General features: G+C 69.6%; 17 protein-coding genes. 3 read left to right on the top strand and 14 right to left on the bottom strand.

Going from position 1 to position 22261, the window contains the following annotated elements:
- Positions 1-2 precede the first annotated feature (2 nt).
- The 10 genes from B9P64_RS20370 to B9P64_RS20325 all read right to left on the bottom strand — a co-directional run bounded on the left by B9P64_RS20370 (position 3) and on the right by B9P64_RS20325 (position 11697).
- Positions 3-1163 carry a ligase-associated DNA damage response exonuclease gene (locus tag B9P64_RS20370; protein WP_139826435.1) on the bottom strand — a complete coding sequence of 387 codons (1161 nt, stop codon included), beginning with the start codon at positions 1161-1163 and terminating at the stop codon, positions 3-5.
- Positions 1164-1210: 47 nt separating this feature from the next.
- Entirely contained in the window at positions 1211-2605 is a 1395-nt protein-coding gene (locus B9P64_RS20365; RefSeq protein ID WP_085317995.1) for a phospholipase D-like domain-containing protein, read from the bottom strand.
- Positions 2602-3531 carry an endonuclease/exonuclease/phosphatase family protein gene (locus B9P64_RS20360; RefSeq protein ID WP_085317994.1) on the bottom strand — a complete coding sequence of 310 codons (930 nt, stop codon included), beginning with the start codon at positions 3529-3531 and terminating at the stop codon, positions 2602-2604. The genes B9P64_RS20365 and B9P64_RS20360 overlap by 4 nt, the downstream gene beginning before the upstream one ends.
- A 12-nt stretch (positions 3532-3543) precedes the next feature.
- The gene (nudB, locus tag B9P64_RS20355) at positions 3544-4068 is read right to left on the bottom strand and encodes a dihydroneopterin triphosphate diphosphatase (protein WP_085317993.1); all 525 of its coding nucleotides are present in this window, start codon (positions 4066-4068) and stop codon (positions 3544-3546) included.
- 75 nt (positions 4069-4143) lie between these two features.
- Positions 4144-5130: a hypothetical protein gene (locus B9P64_RS20350; RefSeq protein ID WP_085317992.1), complete on the bottom strand. Its 987-nt coding sequence runs from the start codon at positions 5128-5130 to the stop codon at positions 4144-4146.
- A 133-nt stretch (positions 5131-5263) separates the two neighbouring features.
- The gene (gene aspS / locus B9P64_RS20345) at positions 5264-7081 is read right to left on the bottom strand and encodes an aspartate--tRNA ligase (protein ID WP_085317991.1); all 1818 of its coding nucleotides are present in this window, start codon (positions 7079-7081) and stop codon (positions 5264-5266) included.
- Between the two features lie 389 nt (positions 7082-7470).
- On the bottom strand, positions 7471-8100 hold the full coding sequence (locus tag B9P64_RS20340) for a DUF502 domain-containing protein (RefSeq protein ID WP_085317990.1): 630 nt from the start codon (positions 8098-8100) through the stop codon (positions 7471-7473).
- 33 nt (positions 8101-8133) lie between these two features.
- Positions 8134-8484: an FmdB family zinc ribbon protein gene (locus B9P64_RS20335; RefSeq protein WP_085317989.1), complete on the bottom strand. Its 351-nt coding sequence runs from the start codon at positions 8482-8484 to the stop codon at positions 8134-8136.
- Between the two features lie 203 nt (positions 8485-8687).
- Positions 8688-10664, bottom strand: a complete 1977-nt coding sequence (locus B9P64_RS20330; protein WP_085317988.1) for a B12-binding domain-containing radical SAM protein — start codon at positions 10662-10664, stop codon at positions 8688-8690.
- 82 nt (positions 10665-10746) lie between these two features.
- Positions 10747-11697: a LysR family transcriptional regulator gene (locus B9P64_RS20325; protein WP_085317987.1), complete on the bottom strand. Its 951-nt coding sequence runs from the start codon at positions 11695-11697 to the stop codon at positions 10747-10749.
- Between the two features lie 126 nt (positions 11698-11823).
- Between B9P64_RS20325 and B9P64_RS20320 the strand changes: the two genes are divergently transcribed.
- Complete coding sequence (locus tag B9P64_RS20320) at positions 11824-13254, top strand: MFS transporter (protein ID WP_085317986.1); 1431 nt, start codon at positions 11824-11826, stop codon at positions 13252-13254.
- A gap of 109 nt (positions 13255-13363) precedes the next feature.
- Here B9P64_RS20320 and ssb read toward each other — a convergent pair whose 3' ends face one another.
- Positions 13364-13903: a single-stranded DNA-binding protein gene (gene ssb / locus B9P64_RS20315; protein WP_085317985.1), complete on the bottom strand. Its 540-nt coding sequence runs from the start codon at positions 13901-13903 to the stop codon at positions 13364-13366.
- Between the two features lie 159 nt (positions 13904-14062).
- Positions 14063-15463 carry a GntP family permease gene (locus B9P64_RS20310; RefSeq protein ID WP_085317984.1) on the bottom strand — a complete coding sequence of 467 codons (1401 nt, stop codon included), beginning with the start codon at positions 15461-15463 and terminating at the stop codon, positions 14063-14065.
- A gap of 191 nt (positions 15464-15654) precedes the next feature.
- On the opposite strand from B9P64_RS20310, the gene B9P64_RS20305 reads away from it, so the two are divergent.
- Entirely contained in the window at positions 15655-17580 is a 1926-nt protein-coding gene (locus B9P64_RS20305) for an ATP-binding protein (RefSeq protein WP_085317983.1), read from the top strand.
- 92 nt (positions 17581-17672) lie between these two features.
- Here the strand turns inward: B9P64_RS20305 and B9P64_RS24675 are convergent, their stop codons facing one another.
- Both B9P64_RS24675 and B9P64_RS20300 read right to left on the bottom strand, forming a co-directional pair.
- Positions 17673-18137: a hypothetical protein gene (locus B9P64_RS24675; RefSeq protein WP_139826433.1), complete on the bottom strand. Its 465-nt coding sequence runs from the start codon at positions 18135-18137 to the stop codon at positions 17673-17675.
- Positions 18138-18187: 50 nt separating this feature from the next.
- Positions 18188-19417, bottom strand: coding sequence for an MFS transporter (locus tag B9P64_RS20300; RefSeq protein WP_085317982.1), 1230 nt, complete (start codon positions 19415-19417; stop codon positions 18188-18190).
- 141 nt (positions 19418-19558) lie between these two features.
- On the opposite strand from B9P64_RS20300, the gene uvrA reads away from it, so the two are divergent.
- Positions 19559-22261, top strand: a 2703-nt coding sequence (uvrA, locus tag B9P64_RS20295; RefSeq protein WP_085317981.1) for an excinuclease ABC subunit UvrA, incomplete at its 3' end; no start/stop codon positions are given.

Raw genomic sequence — 22261 nt, 5'->3', positions numbered from 1 at the left:
GCCTAACCCGCGTCGGGCGCGCCGGGCAGTGCGGATGCGACGGGGGTGGGATCGTGGTCGTCGGTGCGGTCGTCGGCGTGGCGGGGCGCGCGGCTGGCGGACGCGAGCGCGGGCACATCGGGCACGTCGGGCACCGCAGGCTCGGCCGCCGCGACATCGGCGCGCTCCTCGTCGCCGTACTCGGTGGCGAAGACGCCGGCGTCGAGGCCGTTCTCGCGCAGCCAGCGCAGCATCGGCGCCTCGTAGCCGTGGGTGACGATCACGCGTCCGGCGCCGGTCGCGCGGATGGCGGTCATGAGGCCGGGCCAGTCGGCGTGGTCGGACAGCACGAAGCCGCGGTCGAGCGCGCGACGCCGGCGCGCGCCGCGCAGCCGCATCCAGCCCGAGGCGAAGCCGTCCGACGCCTCGCCGAAACGGCGCATCCACGGGCTGCCGGCGGCCGACGGCGGCGCGACGACGAGCGCGCCCGCGAGCGCCTTGCGGTCCTTGAAGTCGGTCACGAGCAAAGTGGGCGGCAGCGCGACGCCGGCCGCGCGATAGGCGCGGTCGAGCGCCTCGACCGCGCCGTGCACGACGATCGGCCCGATGGACGCATCGACGCCCGCGAGCACGCGCTGCGCCTTGCCGAAGGAATACGCGAACACCACGCTCGCGCGGCCGGCGGCGACGTTGGCGCGCCACCAGTCGTTCATGTCGGCGAAGACCTCGGCCGGCGCGGGCCAGCGGTAGATGGGCAGGCCGAAGGTGGATTCGGTGATGAAGCAGTCGCAGCGCAGCGGCTCGAAGGGCGCGCAGGTGGGGTCGGCGTCGAGCTTGTAGTCGCCCGACGCGACCCACACCTGGCCGCCGTGCTCGATGCGCACCTGGGCGCTGCCGAGCACATGGCCGGCCGGATGCAGGCTGATGCGCACGCCGTGGTGCTCGACCGTCTCGCCGTATGCAAGGGTTTGCAGGCGGATGTCGCCGAGGCGCTGGCGCAGCACGCCTTCGCCGATGGCGGTGGCGAGGTAGTGGCCGTGGCCGGCGCGGGCGTGATCCGAATGGGCGTGGGTGATGACGGCGCGGTCCACCGGACGCCAGGGGTCGATGAAGAAATCGCCGGGCGGGCAGTAGAGGCCCTCGGGGCGCTGGACGACGAGGTCGGCGGGGCGGGAGGCGGTCATGCGTGACTGATCCATCGGCCGGCCTTTCGTTCCCGTGGCGGGGCGGCTCAGTAGCGCCGGCCGATCTGGCCCGCGAGCCCGATCACGAGCCGCGCGACCAGCGCGACCGCGCGATGCGCGAGCCGCGCGGCCACGCCCGACGGCGCCTGGAGCACGGGCACGGCGCGCGCCATTGCCGCCTCGACCGAGGCCGCGAGTTCGGCGTTGAACTCGCGGCCGGCCACGACCACGTTGGCCTCGCGCGCATACAGCAGCGACAACGGGTCGATGTTGGAGCTGCCCACGGTGGCCCAGTCGGCATCGACGCAGGCGACCTTGGCGTGCAGGAAGGTGGGCGTGTATTCGCGGATGCGCACGCCGGCGTCGAGCAGCTCGCGGTAGAGCGCACGCGCGGCCCAGGCGGCGATGCGGTAGTCGTAGCGGCCCTGGAGCAGCAACGCCACGCGCACGCCGCGCCGTGCCGCGCCCACGAGGGCCTGCCGCAGCTGCCGGCTCGGATAGAAGTAGGGCGTGACGATCAGCACCCGCTCGCGCGCGGCGCCGATCGCGTCGAGATAGACGCGCTCGATCGCGCGGCGGTTGAGCAGGTTGTCGCGCATCACGAGGGCGACGCGCGGCGCGGCGCTGGCGCGGGGGATGCCAGGAGCGCCTGGGCCGTCGCCGGTGCCGGACGGCGTATCGGCAGCGATCCCGCGATCGGGCGCCGGGGCGATGCCGGCGAGCGCGGCCTCGCCGTCGGCCGGGCCGCGCTCGCCCGGCCGGGGCGCGAGACGGTCGGTGTCGGCGGGCAGCTCGCCGCGCGCGCGCAGGCCGCGCCAGAGCGTGCGCAGGTCGCGCCAGGGTTCGGGGCTGACCGCGAGGTCGCGCACCTGGCGGCGCCAGTCGCGGCGCAGCGCGGTGCGCAGCCAGGTGGTCTGCATGACGCCGAGCGCGCGCGCAGCGACCGGGCCGCGCACTTCCACCGCGTAGTCGAGGCGCGGCAGCTCGAAGCGGCCGTGATGGATGTCGAGCCGGTCGTCGATCACGTTGATGCCGCCGCAGAACAGCAGTTCGCCATCCACCACGCACAGCTTGCGATGCAGCCGCCTCAACCCCTTGGGATGGAACAGCGTGCGCCAGGCCGAGAACGGCCGGTACACGAGCAGGCCCACGCCCAGCGCGCGGCAGCGGCCGATGAGCCAGCCGAGCGTGTGCGCCGAGCCGAAGCCGTCGACCAGCAGCCGCACCTTCACGCCGCGCGCGGCGGCCCGGCCCAGGCAGTCGAGCAGCGCCTGCGCGCTCGGATCGTCGTGAAAGATGTAGGTCTCGAACTGGATGTCGTGCCGCGCCGCGTCGCAGGCCGCATGCAGCGCCGGGCCGAGTTCGTCGAAGCCGGTGAGCAGCCGCACCGTGTTGCCCGCCAGCAGCAGGGGCGGCGCGGGCGCGAGGCGCGCCGGCGTCATCCGGCAGCGGCGGCGCCGGCCGGGGCAAGGCCGCCGGTCTGGGCGGCGCTGCCGGCCTGGGCCAACGGCGCCAGCTCGGCCACCAGCGGCGCATGGTCCGACATGCGGGCCCAGCGCCGGCCGCCCAGCACCGTCGCCAGCTGCACCGCAAAGCCGCGCACATAGATGCGGTCGAGCGTGAGCCAGGGCAGCAGCGCCGGAAAGGTGCGTGCCGGCCGGCCCTCGAGCGCCTGGGCGCGCGCCGCGCCGAGCAGGCTGCGCCACTTGCCGCCCGGCTGGGCCGGCATCGACGACATCGCCTCGCACACGCCCAGCTCGGCGCAGATGCGCTCGTTGAGCCGGTTGTGCCAGTCGTTGAAATCGCCGGCGATGATGAGCGGCGCGCCGGCCGGCACCTGCTCGCGCACCAGCGTCACCAGCGCATCGGTCTGGCGCCGCCGGCTGCCGGCAAACAGGCCCAGATGCACATTCACCAGATGCAGCTCGTCGGCGCCATAGCGCTGCACCGCATGCAGCAGGCCGCGGCTTTCATAGGCGTGGTCCGACACATCGTGATTGCGCGCCGCGTCGAAGGGATGCAGCGACAGGATGGCGTTGCCGTGATGGCCGTGCTCGTAGACCGCATTGCGCGCATAGACCGAGTGGTAGTCGGCGCCGGCCAGGAAGCGCGTCTGCGGCTCGGCCGGCCAGTTGGCATGGCGCGCGGCATTGCGCCGGCTCACCTCCTGCACCTCCTGCAGAAAGACGATGTCGGCTTCGAGCGTGGCCAGCGCGATGCGCAGATCGTCGGTGCGGCAGCGCAGGTTGAAGGCGCTCACGCCCTTGTGGATGTTGTAGGTGGCGATGCGCAGCCGGCGCGGCAGCGCGGCGGCGGCAACGCGCCCGGCGGGCAGGCGGCTGGTGGCGGCGACGATGGAATCGGGCATGGGCGCGGCGCGTCAGGCCAGCGCCAGCGGCGTGCCGACCAGCGCCGGCAGTTGCAGGATCGCGTCGCGGTTGGAGGGCGAAAAGCACAGCGGCGCGGCCTGATGCCAGGGCAGCCATTGCCAGGCGGTGTGCTCACGCGGCGCGAGGCTCAGCGCGATGCCGCGCGGCACTTGCAGCCGGAACCAGTGCTCGGTGTTGTGGGTGACGCCGGGCGCATAGCGATGGCGCCAGTGCGGAAAGATTTCATAGCGCTCTTCGTGGCCCCAGTCGTGCAGGCAGTCGAGCGGCACACTGGCCGGCACGTCGTCCTCGGGCGGCGTGCGCCGCTCGACGATGATGCCGGTCTCCTCGCGCACCTCGCGCACGGCGGTCTCGGCCCAGGTTTCCTCGGCGCTGTCGCGGCTGCCGGTCACGCTCTGCCAGTAGCCGGCGCGGTCGGCGCGCTCGAGCAGAAGCACGTCGAGATCCGGGCTGTGGATCACGACGAGGACGGATTCGGGCCGCTTGTAGACCGGCTTGCTGGGGAGTTCGAGCATGGCGGGATTGAGGCCGAAAAGCGCCGGCCGGGCAAGGGGCCGTGCAAGAAATTACCCGCCCCGATCCGGGCGGAATCAGCGGGTCGAGATGACCGGGCGGTCGTTGGCATCGAGCGCGTAGCGATGCACAGACCGCGCGCCGGCAGGCGAGTTGCCGCCGGCGGTCGGCCCGGCGGTGGGTGCTTCGGTGGATGCCGCGGGCGGCGCGACAGCGGCAGCGGCGGCGGCCAGCGCCGCGAGGTCGGGCTCGCGGTCGCGCGCCAGCAGCAGCCGGCCGCGCCGGGGCACGGCGAAGGCCACCGCGCGGTCGTGGATGGCGCCGAGCAGCACCCGCATGCGCGCCGGCGACAGCAGCTGGGCCGCCGGATCGCCGGGCGCGGCCAGCTGCGATACGCCCTTGTTGAGCAGCAGCGGATCGAGCCGCACCGGCGCCGCATCGGCATCGAGATTGGCGACCGCCTCGGCCAGCAGCGGCGCAAAGCCGAGGCCGTAGCGGTCGAGCGCGGCCGGCGTGACCAGACTCACCACCTCGCCGGTGCGCAGGCCGAGGCCGACGCGCAGGTCGGCGGCGGCTGCGTTGGCATCGGCAGCCGCAGCACCCGGCGGGAGGGCGGCGGGCGCAAGCGCTGCGGCGAGCGGCCGGGTCGCGGCCAGCGCCTCGTCGTCGCCCGCGCCCAGCACGAAGGGCCGCAGCCGCGCGCCGTCGGCCGAATCGCGCGCAAAGCCGGCCGCGCGGCTCGCCGCGAACAGGCCGAGCAGCCGGCGGATGTCGACCTCGCAGCTGCCGGGCTGGCTGGCGCACAGCCGCCGCAGCGGTTCGAGATCGAGCGTCTGCACCAGACCGTCGGGATGGATCGCGCGCAGCACGCCGTCGGTGCCGATCAGCACGCGCGCCTCGGGCATGCGGCGCGCGAGCTGGTCGGCGAGGCTGGCCGGGCCGCTGTCGGCATCGAGCAGGCAACCGCGCAGCGCGAACACGGCCGCAAGCGTGGCAGCGAGCGCGCCGAAGATGAGCGCCCAGCGCGGACGGCGCGGCGCAAGGCGGAGTGCGGGATCGGGCATGCGGCGAGGCTAGCGCAGGGCATGAAAAAACCGGCGCGCGGCCGGTTTCGGTACAGCGGCGGCGGCACAGGCCATCGGGCCCGGCCGCCGCCGAAGCGGACCGCGCGGCACCCGGCCGCCCGGTCCGCCGGCCTCAGGCCAGCTTGGCCTCGGTCGCCTTCTCGTTCGGCCGCAGGCGGATGTGCAGCTCCTTCAGCTGCTTCTCGTCCACCGGGCTCGGCGCCTGCGTCAGCAGGCACTGCGCACGCTGCGTCTTGGGGAAGGCGATCACGTCGCGGATCGATTCAGCGCCGGTCATCATCGTGACCAGCCGGTCGAGGCCGAAGGCCAGACCGCCGTGCGGCGGCGCGCCGTATTGCAGCGCGTCGAGCAGGAAGCCGAACTTGAGCTGGGCTTCTTCCGCGCCGATCTTGAGCGCGCGGAACACCTTGCTCTGCACTTCCTCGCGGTGAATCCGCACCGAGCCGCCGCCGAGTTCCCAGCCGTTGAGCACCATGTCGTAGGCCTTGGCCTTGCACTTGCCCGGATCGGTTTCGAGGAAGTCCTCGTGGCCGTCCTTGGGGCTGGTGAACGGATGGTGGGCGGCGGTGTAGCGCTGCTCTTCCTCGTCGTACTCGAACATCGGGAAGTCGACGACCCACAGGATTTCCCAGTCGCCCTGGAACAGCCCGTTCTTCTTGCCGAACTCGCTGTGGCCGATCTTCACGCGCAGCGCGCCGATGGCGTCGTTGACGACCTTGGTCTTGTCGGCGCCGAAGAAGATCAGGTCGCCCGCTTGCGCGCCGGTGCGCTTGACGATCTCGGCCAGCGCGGCGTCGTGGATGTTCTTGACGATCGGCGATTGCAGGCCGGCGCGCAGCTCGGCGCCTTCCTTCAGCTCGTTGACCTTGATGTAGGCGAGGCCCTTGGCGCCGTAGATCGCGACGAACTTGGTGTAGTCGTCGATCTCGCTGCGCGGCATCGCGGCGCCGCCCGGAATGCGCAGACCGACCACGCGGCCGCCGGCCGAGTTGGCCGCGCCCGAGAACACCTTGAAGTCGACGTCCTTCATCACGTCGGTCAGCTCGGTGAATTGCAGCTTGACGCGCATGTCGGGCTTGTCCGAGCCGTAGAGCGCGGCGGCGTCGTCATAGGTCATGACCGGGAACTTGGCCGGCAGCTCCACGCCCTTCACCTTGCGGAAGACGTGACGCATCATTTCCTCGAACAGATCGCGGATTTCCTGCTCGCCGAGAAAGCTGGTCTCGCAGTCGATCTGCGTGAACTCGGGCTGGCGGTCGGCGCGCAAATCCTCGTCGCGGAAGCACTTGGTGATCTGGTAGTAGCGGTCGAAGCCCGCGACCATCAGCAGCTGCTTGAACAGCTGCGGCGACTGCGGCAGCGCGAAGAACTGGCCGGCGTTGACGCGGCTCGGCACCAGATAGTCGCGCGCGCCTTCGGGCGTGCTCTTGGTCAGCATCGGCGTTTCGATGTCGATGAAGCCGGCCTCGTCCAGATACTTGCGCACCTCGATCGCCACCTTGTAGCGCAGCTTGAGGTTGTTCTGCATGTAGGGCCGGCGCAGGTCGAGCACCCGGTGCGTGAGGCGCGTGGTCTCGCTCAGGTTGTCGTCGTCGAGCTGGAACGGCGGCGTGACGCTGGGGTTGAGCACCTCGACTTCATGCGCCAGCACTTCGATCTCGCCCGACTTGAGGTTGGCGTTGACCGTGCCTTCCGGGCGCCGGCGCACGACGCCGGTGATCTTCAGGCAGAACTCGTTGCGCACGCCTTCGGCCGTCTTGAACATCTCGGGACGGTCGGGGTCGCAGACGATCTGGGCCAGGCCTTCGCGGTCGCGCAGGTCGATGAAGATCACGCCGCCGTGGTCGCGCCGGCGATGCACCCAGCCGCAAAGCGTGACGGTCTGGCCGAGCTGCTCGGCCGACACGAGGCCGGTGTAATGGGTACGCATGAGGTCACTCCGAAAGTTTGTTCTCGATCCGCCCGCGGGCCCTCGGGGCTTCCGGCGCGGCGAATCTCTTGTGCATTGCCGGCGACCCGGTTGCTGGCGGGGCCGCGACGGCGCGGGATCGGCTCTGGAGGCGGGGCCGCGCAGGGCGCGCGGTCACCGTCGAGGCTCGGGTTGAACGGCTGCCGGCCGGTCAACCCTGCCGATTTCGACGGCGGTTCACGACGAAGCCGCCCGGTTCGCGCGTGCCATCGCGCGGCCTTGAAAAGGCAGCGCTGGCGGACGGAAATGGGCGGCTGGCGGACATGGCGCGCGACGATAGCACAAGGGTTTGCGGGCTCCGGCGCCCCGGCGCGGGCGGCATCGGAGCGCTCCGGCGGGCGCCCGCAGGCTCAGCCGGCGGTCGGCACGGCGGCGATGGTGGACGCGCCCTGGGCCTTGCCCGGCGCCACCACGCCGAGCGAAATCACGAACTTGAGCGCCTCGTCGATCGACATGTTCAGCTCGCGGATCTGGTCCGGCGACAGCACGATCAGATAGCCCGAGGTGGGATTGGGCGCGGTCGGCACATACACCGTCTGCTGGTCGGCACCGAGCAGCGCCTCGACCTCGCCGCCCGGCGAGCCGACCAAAAAGCCGATGGTCCAGGCGCCCGGCCGGGGGAATTCGACCAGCACTGCCTTGCGGAAGGCCTGGCCGTTGGGCGACAGCACGGTGTCGCTCACCTGCTTCACGCTCGAATAGATCGAGCGCACGAAGGGGATGCGGCCGAGCAGCTTTTCCCACCAGTCGAGCAGCCGGCGGCCGATGAAGTTGTGAGCCAGCACGCCCACGACAAACACGATGCCGACCGCCAGCAGCACGCCGGTGCCCGGCCATTCGAGGATGTAGGTGCCAGCGCGCAGGCTGGGCGGCAGCCAGTCGCGGATCTGGTCGAGCGTGCCGACGATGACGCGCAGCACCCAGACGGTGACGACCAGCGGGACAAGGATCAGCAAACCGGTGACGAAATACTTTCTCAAGCGAGCCCCGCAGGCGAAGTGAAGGAAGAGGCGTCAGGTCGTGCCGGCGGTCGGCGTCGCGGCCGGTGCGGCGGCGGGAGCCGGCGCGGGCGAGGCGGCGCCGGCAGCAGCAGGCGCACTGGCGGCAGCCGAAGTTTCCGCCGCTTTCTTTTCAGCTCGCTCGGCGGCCTTGTCGGAAGCGGGCTCGGTCGTCTTCTTCTCGCCGCGGAAATCGGTCACATACCAGCCCGAGCCCTTGAGCTGAAACGCCGGCGCCGTGACCTGCTTGCGGTAGCTGGCGGCGCCGCAGGCCGGGCAGCTGCGCTCGGCGGTGGCTTCGCTCATCTTCAGCCACTCGTCGGCGGCGTGTCCGCAGGCTTCGCAGCGGTAGGCATAGGTGGGCATGGCATCGCTCCAACGGCGTCGGTCCGGAAGGAAGACCGTTTGTTATCAGGGACTTGGCAGGGCGGCGAGTATGCCACCCGGGTGCGGGGGCAAATGGCGGCATTCGGCTGAAAAGCAAGATCGGCGCCGTCGGGATCGCGCCATGCCGCCGCGCGCGATGGCGGGCGGGCATGGCGCGGCCGCCACGGCAGGCGCCCCGGCCCTCAGCCGCGCGGCACCGGCTCGGCGAGCGCGCGCGCGATGACGTTGCGGCCGACGCGCGCCTTGGGCACCGGCATGTCGAACCAGGCGCGCACGTCGTCCTCAAGCCCGATGCCGTGCATGAAGTTGTAGATGGCCTTGCGCAGGCCGGCGCCGAGCGCGTCATGGTCGGTGCCGGTCGGGTCGACAAAGCCCACGTCGTTGCGCGCGAACACGGTCGGCGGCAGCGGCTTGAGGCTGACGCCATAGCTGGCCGGATCGAGCCCGACCGGCGAATGCACGGTGCATACAAACCGGTGGAAGAAGCCCGATTGCAGGCAGCCGTTGGCGAACAGCTGGCGCACGTAATCGAGCGCGTCGACCGTCTCCTGCGTGGTCTGGGTCGGGAAGCCGTACATCAGATAGGCGTGCACCAGGATGCCGGCGTCGCCGAAGGCCCGCGTCACGCGCGCCACCTGCTCGACCGACACGCCCTTGTTCATCAGCTTGAGCAGGCGGTCGGACGCGACCTCCAGCCCGCCCGTCACGGCGATGCAGCCGCTGTCGGCGAGCAGCTGGCACAGCTCGGGCGTGAAGCTTTTTTCGAAGCGGATGTTGCCCCACCAGCTGATGGTGACGCCGCGCCGGATCAGCTCGCTGGCGAGCGCGCGCAGCGCCTTGGGCGGCGCGGCTTCGTCCACAAAGTGAAAGCCGGTCTGGCCGGTCTCGGCGACGATGGCCTCGATGCGGTCGACCAGCAGCTCGGCCGCGGCGCCCTCGTAGCGGCCGATGTAATCCAGGCTCACGTCGCAGAAGCTGCACTTCTTCCAGTAGCAGCCGTGGGCCACGGTCAGCTTGTTCCAGCGGCCGTCGCTCCACAGGCGGTGCATGGGGTTGAGCATGTCGAGCAGCGACAGGTAGCGCGCCAGCGGCAGGCCGTCCCAGGTGGGCGTGCCGATGTCGGTGAAGGGCACGTCGGGTTCGGGGAAGTTGACGTAGCGGACGCGGGCGGCGGCCGTGATTGGCGCGGCCGTGGCGGTGGTGCCGTCGCCCGCTGGCGCATCGCCGGCCGCTTCGCGCACGAAGGTCCGCACCAGCCGGTCGCGCGAGCGCCTGCCTTCCACATGCTCCAGCAGCGCGAGCAGCGGCCGCTCGCCGCTGTCGAGCGTGACGAAGTCGAAGAAGTCGAACACGCGCGGCTCGGCCAGCTCGCGCAGCTCGGTGTTGACGAAGCCGCCGCCCAGCACCGTGACGATGGCCGGGTCGTGCGCCCTGGCCGTCTGCGCGATGCGGAAGGCCGCGTACACCGAGCCCGGAAATGGCGCCGACAGCAGCAGCACGCGCGGCCGGTGCTTTTGCAGCGCGGCGACGGTCAGCTCGCGCAGCTTGTCGTCGACGAGGTTGGCCGGCGCGGCCAGCGCGGCCGCGAGCGGATCGAAGCTCGGCTGGCTCGCGGCCAGCGATTCGGCATAGCGCACGAACTCGAAGCGGCTGTCGATGGCGTCGCGCAGCACGTCGGCGAGGTCGTTGAGATAGAGCGTGGCGAGGTGCCGCGCGCGGTCGTGGGTGCCGAGCGCGCCGAAGGCCCAGCCGAGCGGATCGCCGCCCTCGTCGTCCACATAGGCGTCGAGCGCCGAGAAGCGCGGCCCCTCGGGCAGAAAGCCGCCCGCGACGATGCGGTGCGCCAGCGTGGAATCGCGGCCCTGCAGGAAGGCGATGACCGGACCGATGGTGGCCAGATAGCGCGCGGCGTGCTCAAGAAAGAACGCGACCGGCTCGCTGCGCTGGCGCGGCGCGATGGCTTCGGCCCGTGCCTGCACCGCGCGCAGGCCGGCCGGCGACAGCAGCGCCAGCACCAGTTCCAGCGCCAGATCCTCCTGCGCCGCCGCGATGCCGCGCGAGCGCAGAAAGCCGGTGAGATAGGCGGTGGACGGGTAAGGCGTGTTGAGCTGGGTCATCGGCGGGATGACGCTCAGCACGCGCAGGGCAGTCGATGTCATGGCGATTACTTGGCCGAAGAGAAAAAACGCGCAAGCCGCGGGTCGGCAAGCTTGCATCGAAGCGGGTCTGGCGCCCGGAGGCTCAGCGCGGACAGGGCGCGGCGAGGTCCTGCCAGTCGGCGGTGGCCGGGGCGTCGGCGAGCTGTCCGGCGCAGACCTCGTGCACGGTATCGCGCAGCCAGCGGTGTGCCGGATCGGCCTCCATGCGCGGATGCCACAGCAGCGCGACGACGAAGCCCGGCACGGCAAACGGCAGCGCAAAGCTGCACATGCCGGCGCGCAGGTTACCGGTGTGCCACTTGGGCACGGTGGCGATCAGGTCCGAGCCGCGCGCCAGCGCCAGCGCCGCCGCAAAGCCGCCGACGATGCTCGCCACCTCGCGCGCGAGTCCCACGGCCCCGAGCGCGTCGTCGATCGGCCCCTTGTCGAGCCCCTGCCGCGAGACCTGGAGGTGCCGGCCCCGCGCATAACGCGCGGCCGTCATCTCGCCGCCACCGAGCGGATGGCCGGCGCGCACCACGCCGACGAAGCGGTCGCGGAACAGCGCGCGCGTGCGCAGCTCGGGGCTGCTGCTGGAGTCGATCACGCCGGTTTCCAGATCGACCGCGCCGTCCCGCAGCGGCGCGCTGTCCTTGTCGGCCTTCTGCACAAAACACAGCCGCACCTGCGGCGCCTGCTCGCCGACGCGCGCAATCAGGCTCGCGCCGAAGTTCTCGACGAAGCCGTCGCTGACGCGCAGCGTGAAGCTGCGCGCGAGTTGGCGCAGGTCCGGCGACTCGGCCGGGCGCAGTACTGCCTCGGCGTCCTGCACCAGCTGCGCCACGCGCTCGCGCAATTCCAGCGCGCGCGGCGTCGGCACCAGCCTGCGGCCGGCCCGCACCAGCAGCGGATCGCCGGTGATTTCGCGCAGCCGGGCCAGCGCCCGGCTCATCGCCGACGGGCTCAGGCGCAGCCGGTCGGCGGCACGCGCCACGCTGGCTTCGGCCAGCAGCACGTCGAGGGTGACGAGCAGGTTGAGATCGGGGAGCGACATGGCGCCACCCTAGCGCAGGCGTTCGGACATGGCGCGGCGCGCACGGACAAGTTGCGCCGCGCGCGCCTTCCGGCGGGTCGATGGGCTGACTAGGCTGGCTGCAACCACCGCCAAGGATCGACGTCGATGAAGCTCCTGCCCCTTCCGGCCCCTGCAATTGCCGCCCGCGCCGCACCACCTTCGCCGCGCGGGGCGCTCGCCAGCCTGTCGATGGCGATGCTGCTGCCCTCGCTCGGCACCAGCATCGCCAATGTCGGGCTGCCCACGCTGGCGCGGCATTTCGGCGCGCCCTTCCAGGCGGTGCAGTGGGTGGTGCTGGCCTATCTGCTGGCCGTCACGACGGCGATCGTCGGCGTCGGCCGACTGGGCGATGCGATCGGCCGGCGCCGGCTGCTGCTGGCCGGCATCGGGCTGTTCACGCTGGCGTCGGCGCTGTGCGGGCTGGCGCCCGGGCTCGGGCTGCTGATTGCGGCGCGGGCGGTTCAGGGCCTGGGGGCGGCGGTGATGATGGCGCTGACGCTGGCCTTCGTTGGCGAGGCGGTGCCCAGGCACCGGACCGGCAGCGCGATGGGGCTGCTCGGCAGCATGTCGGCGGTCGGCACCGCGCTCGGCCCGGCGCTGGGCGGCGCGCTGATCGGCGCGTTCGACTGGCCGGCGCTGTTCTTCGTCGGCGTGCCGCTGGGGCTGGTGACGCTGGCGCTCGCCTGGCGTTTTCTGCCAGCCGATCCTCCACGCGCGGGCAATACACGCTTCGATCCGGCCGGCACCGTGGTGCTCGCGCTGACGCTGGCCGCGTATGCGCTGACCATGACGCTGGGCCGTGGCCATTTCGGCGGGCTGAACGCGCTGCTGCTGGCGGCGGCGCTGGGCGGCGCGGGGCTGTTCGTGCGGGTCGAGGGCAAGGTCGCGGCGCCGCTGCTGAGCCCGGCGCTGTTCCGCAACCCGGTGCTGGGCGCCGGCTTCGCGATGAGCGCGCTGGTCACCGCCGTGGTGATGGCGACGCTGGTGGTGGGGCCGTTCTACCTGCACGGCGCGCTCGGCCTGGATGCCGCCGGCGTCGGGCTGGCGATGTCCTGCGGCCCGGTCGTCGCCGCGATGGCCGGCGTGCCGGCCGGCCGCCTCGTCGACCGCGTCGGTGCCGGGCGGGTCGTGATTGGCGGGCTGGTCGGCATGGCGGTCGGCTGCGTCGCGCTGGCAGTACTGCCGGCCGGGTTGGGCGTGCCGGGCTATGTGCTGCCGCTGGCCGTCGTCACGGCCGGCTACGCGCTGTTCCAGGCCGCCAACAACACCGCCGTGATGACCGACATCGCAGCCGACCGGCGCGGCGTGGTTTCCGGCGTGCTGAACCTGTCGCGCAACCTCGGGCTGATCACCGGCGCCTCGGTTCTGGGCGCGGTGTTCGCGCTCGGCTCGGGCAGCGAGGACGTGGCCGCCGCGCCAGCCGATGCCGTGGTGGCGGGCATGCACGTCAGCTTTGGCGTGGCCACCGCGCTGGTGCTGATCGCGCTGATCGTGGCCGCGCGCTACCGGCCATCTCAAGGCCGCCGCGCTCCGTGACGGCCAAGCCATCAGGCGACCCATCCCGTCGAAAACGCCGACGGCAAGAAAAAAGCCTTGAGCGCCGAACGCTCAAGGCTTTCTGTCTGCCGGACCGGGTCAGGCGGAATCAGAACGGAATGTCGTCATCCATGTCGTCGAAGCCCGTCGCCGACTGCTGCGGACGTGCCGCCGGCGCAGGAGCCGGCGCCGGACGCGGCGCACTGCCGCCACGCGAACCGCCACCCGAGTACCCGCCCGACGACCGCTGCGGCCGCGATTCGCGCGGCGCCGCATCGTCATAGCCCGAGCCGGCGTCGTCGCCGCCCATGCCCTGACGGCCGCCAAGCATCTGCATTTCATTGGCGACGATTTCGGTGGTGAATTTTTCCACCCCCTCCTTGTCGGTCCACTTGCGGGTCTTGAGGCGGCCCTCGACGTAGACCGAGCTGCCTTTCTTCAGGTACTCGCCCACGATTTCGGCGAGGCGGCCGCGGAACACCACGCGGTGCCATTCGGTTTCTTCCATCGGATCGCCGCTGTCCTTGGCCTTCCACTTGAGCGTGGTGGCCACGGTGACATTGGCGAGCGCATTGCCGTCGGGCATGTAGCGCACTTCCGGATCGCGGCCGAGGTTGCCGACGATGATGACCTTGTTGATCGATGCCATTTCAATCTCCTGCTCCGGCGGGGTTGCGCTTGGATGAGTGCGGACGAAAACGCCGGAGTTGCTGGGTTTGCGCGTCCGTGAACTGAGTTTATATCCAGTACCACGGCGGTGAAAACCGCCCGCTTACGGGCGGCGGGTCGCGCATTCTGCCCGGTCGCGTCAGACCCAGCCAGTCGCGTAGAACACCCCGATCACGAAGAACACCGCCGTCGTCTTGATGAGCGTGACCGCAAAGATGTCCTTGTACGACTCGCGGTGCGTGAGGCCGGTCACGGCCAGCAGCGTGATGACCGCGCCGTTGTGCGGCAGCGTGTCCATGCCGCCGCTCGCCATCGATGCCACACGGTGCAGCACCTCCATCGGAATGCCGGCCGCGTTGGCGTTGGCGATGAAGGTCTGGGCCATCGCCGCCAGCGCAATGCTCATCCCGCCCGAGGCCGAGCCGGTGATGCCGGCCAGCGCGGTGATGCTGATCGCCTCGTTCACCAGCGGATTGGGGATGGCCGCCAGCGCCTGCGACACGAACAGAAAGCCCGGCAGCGCCGCGATCACCGCGCCGAAGCCGTACTCCGACGCCGTGTTCATCGACGCCAGCAGCGCGCCGCCGACCGCCGCCTTGCTGCCCTCGCCGAAGCGCTCGGCCACGCGCTTCCACGCAAACGCCAGCACGCAGACGATGCCGAGCAGCAGCGCCGCCTCGACCGCCCAGATGCCGACCGCCTTGGTCACGTCGGCCACCACCGGCGCCTTGCCCTCCACGAACACCACCGACGCCTTCGGCCCGTAGAAGGCCGGAATCCAGCTCGTGAACAGCTTGTTGGCGACGCCCACGACGAACAGCGGCAGGATCGCGATCCACGGATTGGCGAGCGGCTGGTCGGCCGCCGTCTCGGGCTCGTTGACGAGCTTCTGGCCCGGCTTGGCGTAACCCTCGCCGGCGCGCGCGGCACGGCGGCGCAGCCAGTCGAGATAGCTCAGCCCGACCACAAAGATGAACACCGCGCCCAGCGTGCCGAGCACCGGCGCGGCGTAGGCGTTGGTGCCGAAGAACGAGCTCGGGATGATGTTCTGGATCTGCGGCGTGCCCGGCAGCGAATCCATCGTGAAGCTGAAGGCGCCGAGCGCGATGGTCCCGGGAATCAGCCGCTTGGGGATATTGCTCTGCCGGAACAGCTCGGACGCGAACGGATAGACCGCGAACACCACCACGAACAGCGACACGCCGCCGTAGGTGAGCAGCGCGCAGACGATGACGATGGCCGCCATCGCCCGCCCCGCGCCGACCAGCCCGATCACCGAGCTGACGATGGAGCGCGAGAAGCCCGACAGCTCGATCAGCTTGCCGAACACCGCGCCGAGCATGAACACCGGGAAGTAGTTCTTCACGAACACGACCATCTTGTCCATGAACAGCTCGGAATAGACGGGCGCGACGTGAGCCGGGTCGGTGAGGAGCACCGCGCCGAGGGCGGCCACCGGCGCGAACAGGATGACGCTGTAGCCGCGATAGGCGACGAGCATCAGAAAGGCCAGCGCGGCCAGGACGATGAGCAGGCTCATGGGGGAGGTCTCCGGTTATTCGTTGGGCAAAGCGGATGAAGACTGAACCGGGCAGACGACAGGTTTCTGTCGGAGAAACGGCAAGGCGGATGTCGGCTTGCGGGCGACAGCGCCGGGCGATGCCCGGTCCCGCGTTTCGATCTGGTAAATCGTCGTGCTGCCGCGCAGTCGGGCGCGGCGGAGATCGGCCCATGACCGCAGCGGAACTGCTCGAAAACCTCAATCTGCTCGACGAGCACGAACGCATCGAAGCCAAGCGCGCTTCCGAAGCCGGCAGGTCGGCGCTGGAAACGATTTGCGCGCTGGCCAATGAGCCGGGCCTGGGTGGCGGCTGGATCCTGCTCGGCGTGGCGAAGGACGAACTCGCGCTCTTCCCTGCCTACGAGGTCGAGGGTGTCGACACGCCGGACAAGCTCTCGTCCGACCTCGCCAGCCAGTGCCGCGACATGTTCAACCTGCCGCTGCGGGTCGACATCCGCACCGAGCAGCTCGGCGCGAAAGCGGTGGTCGTGGTCTGGGTCGCCGAAGCCCAACCGCAGGACAAACCGGTCTTCTTCAAGGCGCAGGGCTTGCCCAAGGGTGCCTTTCGCCGCATCGGCAGCACCGACCAGCGCTGCACCGAGGACGATCTCGCCGTCTTCTATCAAGGCCGGCGGCAGGAAAGTTTCGATGCCGGCGTTGTCGCCGATGCCGAACTCGACGACCTCGCGCCCGAAGCCATCGACGACTACCGGAAGTCGCGCGCCGAAGCCAACCCCGACGCGGAAGAGCTGCGCTGGCCGGATCACGAACTGCTCCAGGCGCTCGGCGGCCTGCGGCGCGACGACAGCGGGCGCTGGAAGCCGACCGTCGCCGGCCTGCTGCTCTTCGGCAAGCCGGCGGCGCTGCGACGCTGCTTTCCGATGACGCGGGTCGACTACATCCGCGTCCCGGGCCGCGACTGGGTGCCCGATCCCGAACGCCGTTTCGATTCGCTGGAACTGCGCGATCCGCTGTTCCGCCTGATCCGGCGTACCCAGGCGGCGGTGCTCGACGACCTGCCGCAGAGTTTCGGTCTGGCCGAAGGCGAATTGCAGCGCCAGGACAAGCCCGCCATTCCGCTGCGCGTGATCCGTGAAGCCATCGTCAATGCGCTGATGCATCGCAGCTACCGCAGCCACAGTCCGGTGCAGGTCATCCGCTATGCCAACCGGCTGGAAATCCGCAATCCCGGCTTCTCGCTCAAGTCGCCCGAGCATCTCGGCGAACCGGGCTCGCAACCGCGCAACCCGAAGATCGCAGCCGTGCTGCATGAGACGCGGTTTGCCGAAACCAAGGGCAGCGGCATCCGCGTGATGCGCGAAAGCATGGCGCAGGCCGGTCTGACGCCACCGCTGTTCGAATCGGATCGAGGCGGCGACCAGTTCGTTGCGCGCTACTTCTTTCATCACTTTCTCGGCGCCGATGACATCGCCTGGCTGGCGCGGTTTCGCGACCGGCAACTGTCGGACGAGGACGCCAAGGCGCTGATCGTGGTGCGCGAGGTCGGCGCAATCGACAACGCGACTTATCGTGACCTGAACAAGGTGGATGCACTGACCGCCAGCGCAGCCCTGCGCCGGCTGCGCGATGCGGGTCTGCTCGCACAAAAGGGGCGCGGATCGGCGACCTACTACGTGCCGACCGAGCGGCTGATGGCGGAAGACCGGGAAGCGCCGGCGGATCAGGCGGGCTTGTCTGCCAACTCGGGCGGCTTGTCTGCCAACTCGGGCGGCTTGTCTGCCAACTCGGCGGGCTTGTCTGCCAACTCCGACGAGCCCGCGCCAGCCGGTACCGAAGACAACGCGCGACAGGCGCTGCTGGCCGAACTCCCGGGACTCATCGCAGCGCGGGTCGGCGCGCTCGGACGACGCAGCCCGCCGGATGACGTGAAAGCCGTGATCGTCGACATCTGCCGCCTGCGCCCCTGGCGCGCGGAGGAATTGGCCCGGCTGCTGCGGCGAAATGCGCGGCATGTCGGCAGCAGCTATCTGCGGCCGCTATTGCGTGATGGGCTGCTGGAAATGACCAATCCGGAAGGAGTGAATGATCCGCAGCAGGCTTATCGGGCGGCGAGCGATGCTGATGAATCAGGATAAAAACGCAAAGGGCCGCCAACCACCAAGATTCAGGCTATAAGACTCAAGGTCTTTAGTCGAATACACGGCCAAAATCAAACTTAAGAGCAACATCACAAACCGCATTCCAATGCAGATTTCGCAATAGCGCGAATTTTCTCAATAAAACTCGAATCATCAATAAGCACTTCGCAAGTCGTATTTGCAAATTGCTGATTGTTGGCAATCTCAATACGAAGCTTACTTTGCACTGCCGCCACGGCTTTCTGCGGCGTTGAAACCAAGGTTCGTTCAGCCCGATGCGAATATAAGAGGATGTATTTTTTTATCGAAGCGCCTGAAGAATCACCAACCCAATAAAATTTGCGCAAATCCCCTTGTAAACTTTCAGACGGCACATTTGCGCCCTCTATTTCAAAGACAGCATACGGAACGCGACTCCCCTCAATGAACCAAGCAAAGTCAATCCTTCCATGGCAATAATTATCCCAGTAAATGACTGGCAATTCCCCCATTACTCCCAACCCTGCCGCTGCTCCCTCATCCCTCAGTAATTCCTGCATTTCAGCCTTATTCATTTCACGCCCCAAAATCCAAAATTAGAATAAACGAATTATGCATAAAGGCATTAGCGTGAATGAACCGGCACCCGCATCCCCAACGCCGCAATCGCCCAAACCACCATCAACCCAGCGCAAACCTCGAACACCGCCGCACGCCCGAAATGCGTCGCGACCCAGCCGCCGAGCGATCCGCCCGCCGACACGCCCAGCGATTGCACCGTGTTGTAAACACCGAGCGCAGTCCCCTTCGCCGCCGGCGGCGCGATCTTGCTGACCAGCGACGGCAGCAGCGCCTCAAGCACGTTGAAGGCGATGAAGAAGCCAAGCAGCAGCGCCAGCATGGTCCAGAAGTCGACCGGCAGCTGGCCGGTGGCAAAGCGGCTGGCCACCGCCTCGACCAGCGCCATCAGCACGATGGCGCCGACGAACACCCGGCGCATGCGCCCGCCGCGCTCGGCCGCGATGATGGCCGGCACCATCAGCACGAAGGCCACGGTGACGGCCGGCAGGTAGAGCTTCCAGTGCTCGACGACGGGCACGCCGGCCACATCCACCAGCAGCACCGGCACCACCACGAACATCGCGGCCTGGGCCACATGCAGCGCAAAGATGCCGAAATCGAGCCGCAGCAGCTGGCGGTTGGCCAGCACCTCGCGGAACGGCACGCGCGCGCCGAGCGCCGGCTGCGGCACGTCGGGCACGACGAACTTGACCACGCCGATGGCGGCGATCGCGAGCGCGCCGGTGAGCGCGAAGATGCCCGGCATGCCGATGGCGCCATACAGCAGCGGCGCCGCGACCATGCTGGCGGCGAAGGTCACGCCGATGCTGGCGCCGATCATCGCCATCGCCTTGCTGCGCTGGCGGTCGCGGGTGGCGTCGGCGACCAGCGCGGTGATGGCCGCCGAGATGGCGCCGGCGCCCTGGATGGCGCGGCCGACGATGATCCATTCGATGCTGTGCGCAATCGCCGCCACAAAGCTGCCCAGCGCGAACAGCCCGAGCCCGAACACGATCACCGGCTTGCGCCCAAACCGGTCGCTGGCGCGGCCGAAGACGATCTGCAGCGCCGCCTGCGTGAGCCCGTAGATGCCGATGGCCAGCCCGATCATGCTCGGCTCGGCGCCGCCCGGCAGGGTGTGCGCATAGACCGCAAACACCGGCAGGATCAGGAACAGCCCGAGCATGCGCAGCGCGTAGATGGCGGCGAGCGCGACGCTGGCGCGGCGCTCGGTGGGGGTCATGCCTGCCGGTTCGGACGGCGCAAGCAGGGCCTCGGCGGCGGTCGATTTCATGGCGGAGCGAGGGGAGCGAATCGAGGAACACGGCCGGCGCGTAAGGCAAAACCCGGGTCGTGCGTGGGGGCTGGGCTATAGTAGCAAGCTTGGCCTTTTGGCCTTGCGGGGCGTCAAACGGCACGCAAAACGCAAGGAAATATGGACGAAATCCGGATTCGCGGCGCACGCACGCACAACCTCAAGAACATCAGCCTCGACCTGCCGCGCAACCGGCTCGTCGTGATTACCGGGCTGTCGGGCAGCGGAAAAAGCTCGCTCGCGTTCGACACTTTGTATGCCGAAGGACAGCGCCGCTATGTGGAATCGCTGTCGGCCTACGCACGCCAGTTCCTCCAGCTCATGGAGAAGCCCGATGTCGATGTGATCGAGGGGCTGTCGCCCGCCATCGCCATCGAGCAGAAGGCGACCAGTCACAACCCGCGCTCGACCGTGGGCACGGTGACGGAAATCAACGACTACATGCGGCTGCTGTGGGCTCGCGCCGGCACGCCGTTCTGTCCCGACCATCCCGAGCACGCGCTCGAAGCGCAGTCGGTGGCGCAGATGGTGGATGCGGTGCTGGCGCGCCCCGAGGGCAGCAAGCTGATGATCCTGGCGCCGGTCATCGCCAACCGGAAGGGCGAGCACGTCGACGTGTTCGAAAGCTTCCGGGCGCAGGGCTTTGTGCGCTTTCGCATCACGCCGACGGGCGGCAAGCCGGCCATCCACGAGGTGGACGAGCTGCCCGAACTCAAGAAGAACGACCGCCACAGCATCGATGTGGTGGTCGACCGGCTCAAGGTCACGGCCGAGGCGAAGCAGCGGCTGGCCGAGTCCTTCGAGACGGCGCTGCGCCACGGCGATGGCCGCGCGCTCGCGCTCGACATGGAGACCGGCGCCGAGCAGGTGTTCAGCAACCGCTTCGCCTGCCCGGTCTGCGGCCACGCGTTGAGCGAGCTGGAGCCGCGCATCTTCTCGTTCAACTCGCCGCTGGGTGCCTGCCAGCGTTGCGACGGGCTGGGCCATGTGGACTGGTTCGATCCGCAGCGCATCGTGGCGCACCCGTCGCTGTCGCTGGCGAGTGGCGCGATCAAGGGCTGGGACCGGCGCAACCAGTTCTACTTCCAGATGCTGCAAGGGCTGGCGGCGCATTTCGGCTTCGACATCGACACGCCGTGGGAAGACCTGCCGGCCGAGGTGCGCGAGGCGGTGCTGATGGGCACCGGCGACACCGAGGTGGAATTCGCCTATCTCAACGAGCGCGGCAAGCCGGTGAAGAAGTCGCATCCCTTCGAGGGCGTGGCCAACAATCTTGAGCGGCGCTGGCGCGAGACCGATTCATCGGCGGTGCGCGAGGAGCTGGCCAAGTTCGTGGTCGTGCGCACCTGCCCCGATTGCGAAGGCTCGCGGCTGCGGCGCGAGGCGCGCTTTGTGCGCGTGGGCGAAGGCGCGCAGAGCCGGCGCATCTATGAAGTGAACGGCATGTCGCTCGGTGCCGCGCAGCAATGGTTCGACGAGCTCAAGCTCGAAGGCGCGAAGGGCGAGATCGCCGACAAGATCGCGCGCGAGATCCGGGCGCGGCTCGGCTTTCTCAACAACGTGGGGCTGCGCTATCTGAGCCTGGACCGCAGCGCCGACACGCTGTCGGGCGGCGAGGCGCAGCGCATTCGCCTGGCGAGCCAGATCGGCTCGGGGCTGACCGGCGTGATGTACGTGCTCGACGAGCCGAGCATCGGCCTGCACCAGCGCGACAACGACCGGCTCATCGAGACGCTCAAGCACTTGCGCGACCTGGGCAACAGCGTGCTGGTGGTCGAGCATGACGAGGACGCGATCCGCGCCGCCGACTGGGTGGTGGACATGGGCCCGGCCGCCGGCGAGCACGGTGGCCGCGTGATGGCCGCCGGCACGCCCGACGAGATGGCCGCCGCGCCCGACTCGCCGACCGGCGCCTACCTGAGCGGCCGGCGCGCGATCGCCGTGCCCAAGTCGCGCACGCCGCGCCGCCATGACGAGGACGGCGCGCCGCTGCAACTGGTGATTCGCGGCGCGACCGGCAACAGCCTGCGCAAGGTCGATGCGGCGATTCCGGTCGGGCTGTTCACCTGCGTGACCGGCGTCAGCGGCTCGGGCAAGAGCACGCTGGTCAACGACACGCTCTACACCGCCGCCGCGCGCCATCTGTACAACGCCTCGGCCGAGCCGGCGCCCTGCGAGGCCATCGAGGGGCTGGAGCTGTTCGACAAGGTCATCAACGTCGACCAGAGCCCGATCGGCCGCACGCCGCGCAGCAATCCGGCGACCTATACCGGGCTGTTCACGCCGATCCGCGAGCTGTTCGCCGAGGTGCCGCTGGCGCGCGAGCGCGGCTACGACGCCGGACGCTTCAGCTTCAACATCAAGGGCGGGCGCTGCGAAAGCTGCCAGGGCGACGGCGTCATCAAGGTGGAGATGCACTTTCTGCCCGACGTCTACGTGCCCTGCGACGTGTGCCGCGGCAAGCGCTACAACCGCGAGACGCTGGAGATTCTCTACAAGGGCAAGACCATCGCCGAGGTGCTCGACATGCGGGTGCAGGAGGCGGCGGTGTTCTTTGCGCCGGTGCCGGTGGTGGCGCGCAAGCTGCAAACCCTGCTCGACGTGGGCCTCGGCTATCTGCGGCTCGGCCAGTCGGCGACCACGCTGTCGGGCGGCGAGGCGCAGCGCGTGAAGCTGTCGCAGGAGCTGAGCAAGCGCGACACCGGCCGCACGCTCTACATCCTCGACGAGCCGACGACCGGGCTGCACTTCGCCGACATCGAGCTGCTGCTGACCGTGCTGCACACGCTGCGCGACCACGGCAACACGGTGGTGGTCATCGAG

The organism is Derxia lacustris (genome assembly GCF_002105195.1).
GTDB lineage: Bacteria > Pseudomonadota > Gammaproteobacteria > Burkholderiales > Burkholderiaceae_E > Derxia > Derxia lacustris.
This window is presented reverse-complemented; position numbering and strand designations above follow the sequence as displayed.

Coding starts and splice junctions, on each gene's coding strand:
- B9P64_RS20310 (WP_085317984.1), bottom strand. CDS start 15,463: ATGAGCCTGCTCATCGTCCTGGCCGCGCTGGCCTTTCTGATGCTCGTC.
- B9P64_RS20350 (WP_085317992.1), bottom strand. CDS start 5,130: ATGCCCGATCCCGCACTCCGCCTTGCGCCGCGCCGTCCGCGCTGGGCG.
- B9P64_RS20300 (WP_085317982.1), bottom strand. CDS start 19,417: ATGAAATCGACCGCCGCCGAGGCCCTGCTTGCGCCGTCCGAACCGGCA.
- aspS (WP_085317991.1), bottom strand. CDS start 7,081: ATGCGTACCCATTACACCGGCCTCGTGTCGGCCGAGCAGCTCGGCCAG.
- B9P64_RS20325 (WP_085317987.1), bottom strand. CDS start 11,697: ATGTCGCTCCCCGATCTCAACCTGCTCGTCACCCTCGACGTGCTGCTG.
- B9P64_RS20305 (WP_085317983.1), top strand. CDS start 15,655: ATGACCGCAGCGGAACTGCTCGAAAACCTCAATCTGCTCGACGAGCAC.
- nudB (WP_085317993.1), bottom strand. CDS start 4,068: ATGCTCGAACTCCCCAGCAAGCCGGTCTACAAGCGGCCCGAATCCGTC.
- B9P64_RS20365 (WP_085317995.1), bottom strand. CDS start 2,605: ATGACGCCGGCGCGCCTCGCGCCCGCGCCGCCCCTGCTGCTGGCGGGC.
- B9P64_RS20370 (WP_139826435.1), bottom strand. CDS start 1,163: ATGACCGCCTCCCGCCCCGCCGACCTCGTCGTCCAGCGCCCCGAGGGC.
- B9P64_RS24675 (WP_139826433.1), bottom strand. CDS start 18,137: ATGAATAAGGCTGAAATGCAGGAATTACTGAGGGATGAGGGAGCAGCG.
- B9P64_RS20335 (WP_085317989.1), bottom strand. CDS start 8,484: ATGCCCACCTATGCCTACCGCTGCGAAGCCTGCGGACACGCCGCCGAC.
- ssb (WP_085317985.1), bottom strand. CDS start 13,903: ATGGCATCGATCAACAAGGTCATCATCGTCGGCAACCTCGGCCGCGAT.
- B9P64_RS20360 (WP_085317994.1), bottom strand. CDS start 3,531: ATGCCCGATTCCATCGTCGCCGCCACCAGCCGCCTGCCCGCCGGGCGC.
- B9P64_RS20330 (WP_085317988.1), bottom strand. CDS start 10,664: ATGACATCGACTGCCCTGCGCGTGCTGAGCGTCATCCCGCCGATGACC.
- B9P64_RS20320 (WP_085317986.1), top strand. CDS start 11,824: ATGAAGCTCCTGCCCCTTCCGGCCCCTGCAATTGCCGCCCGCGCCGCA.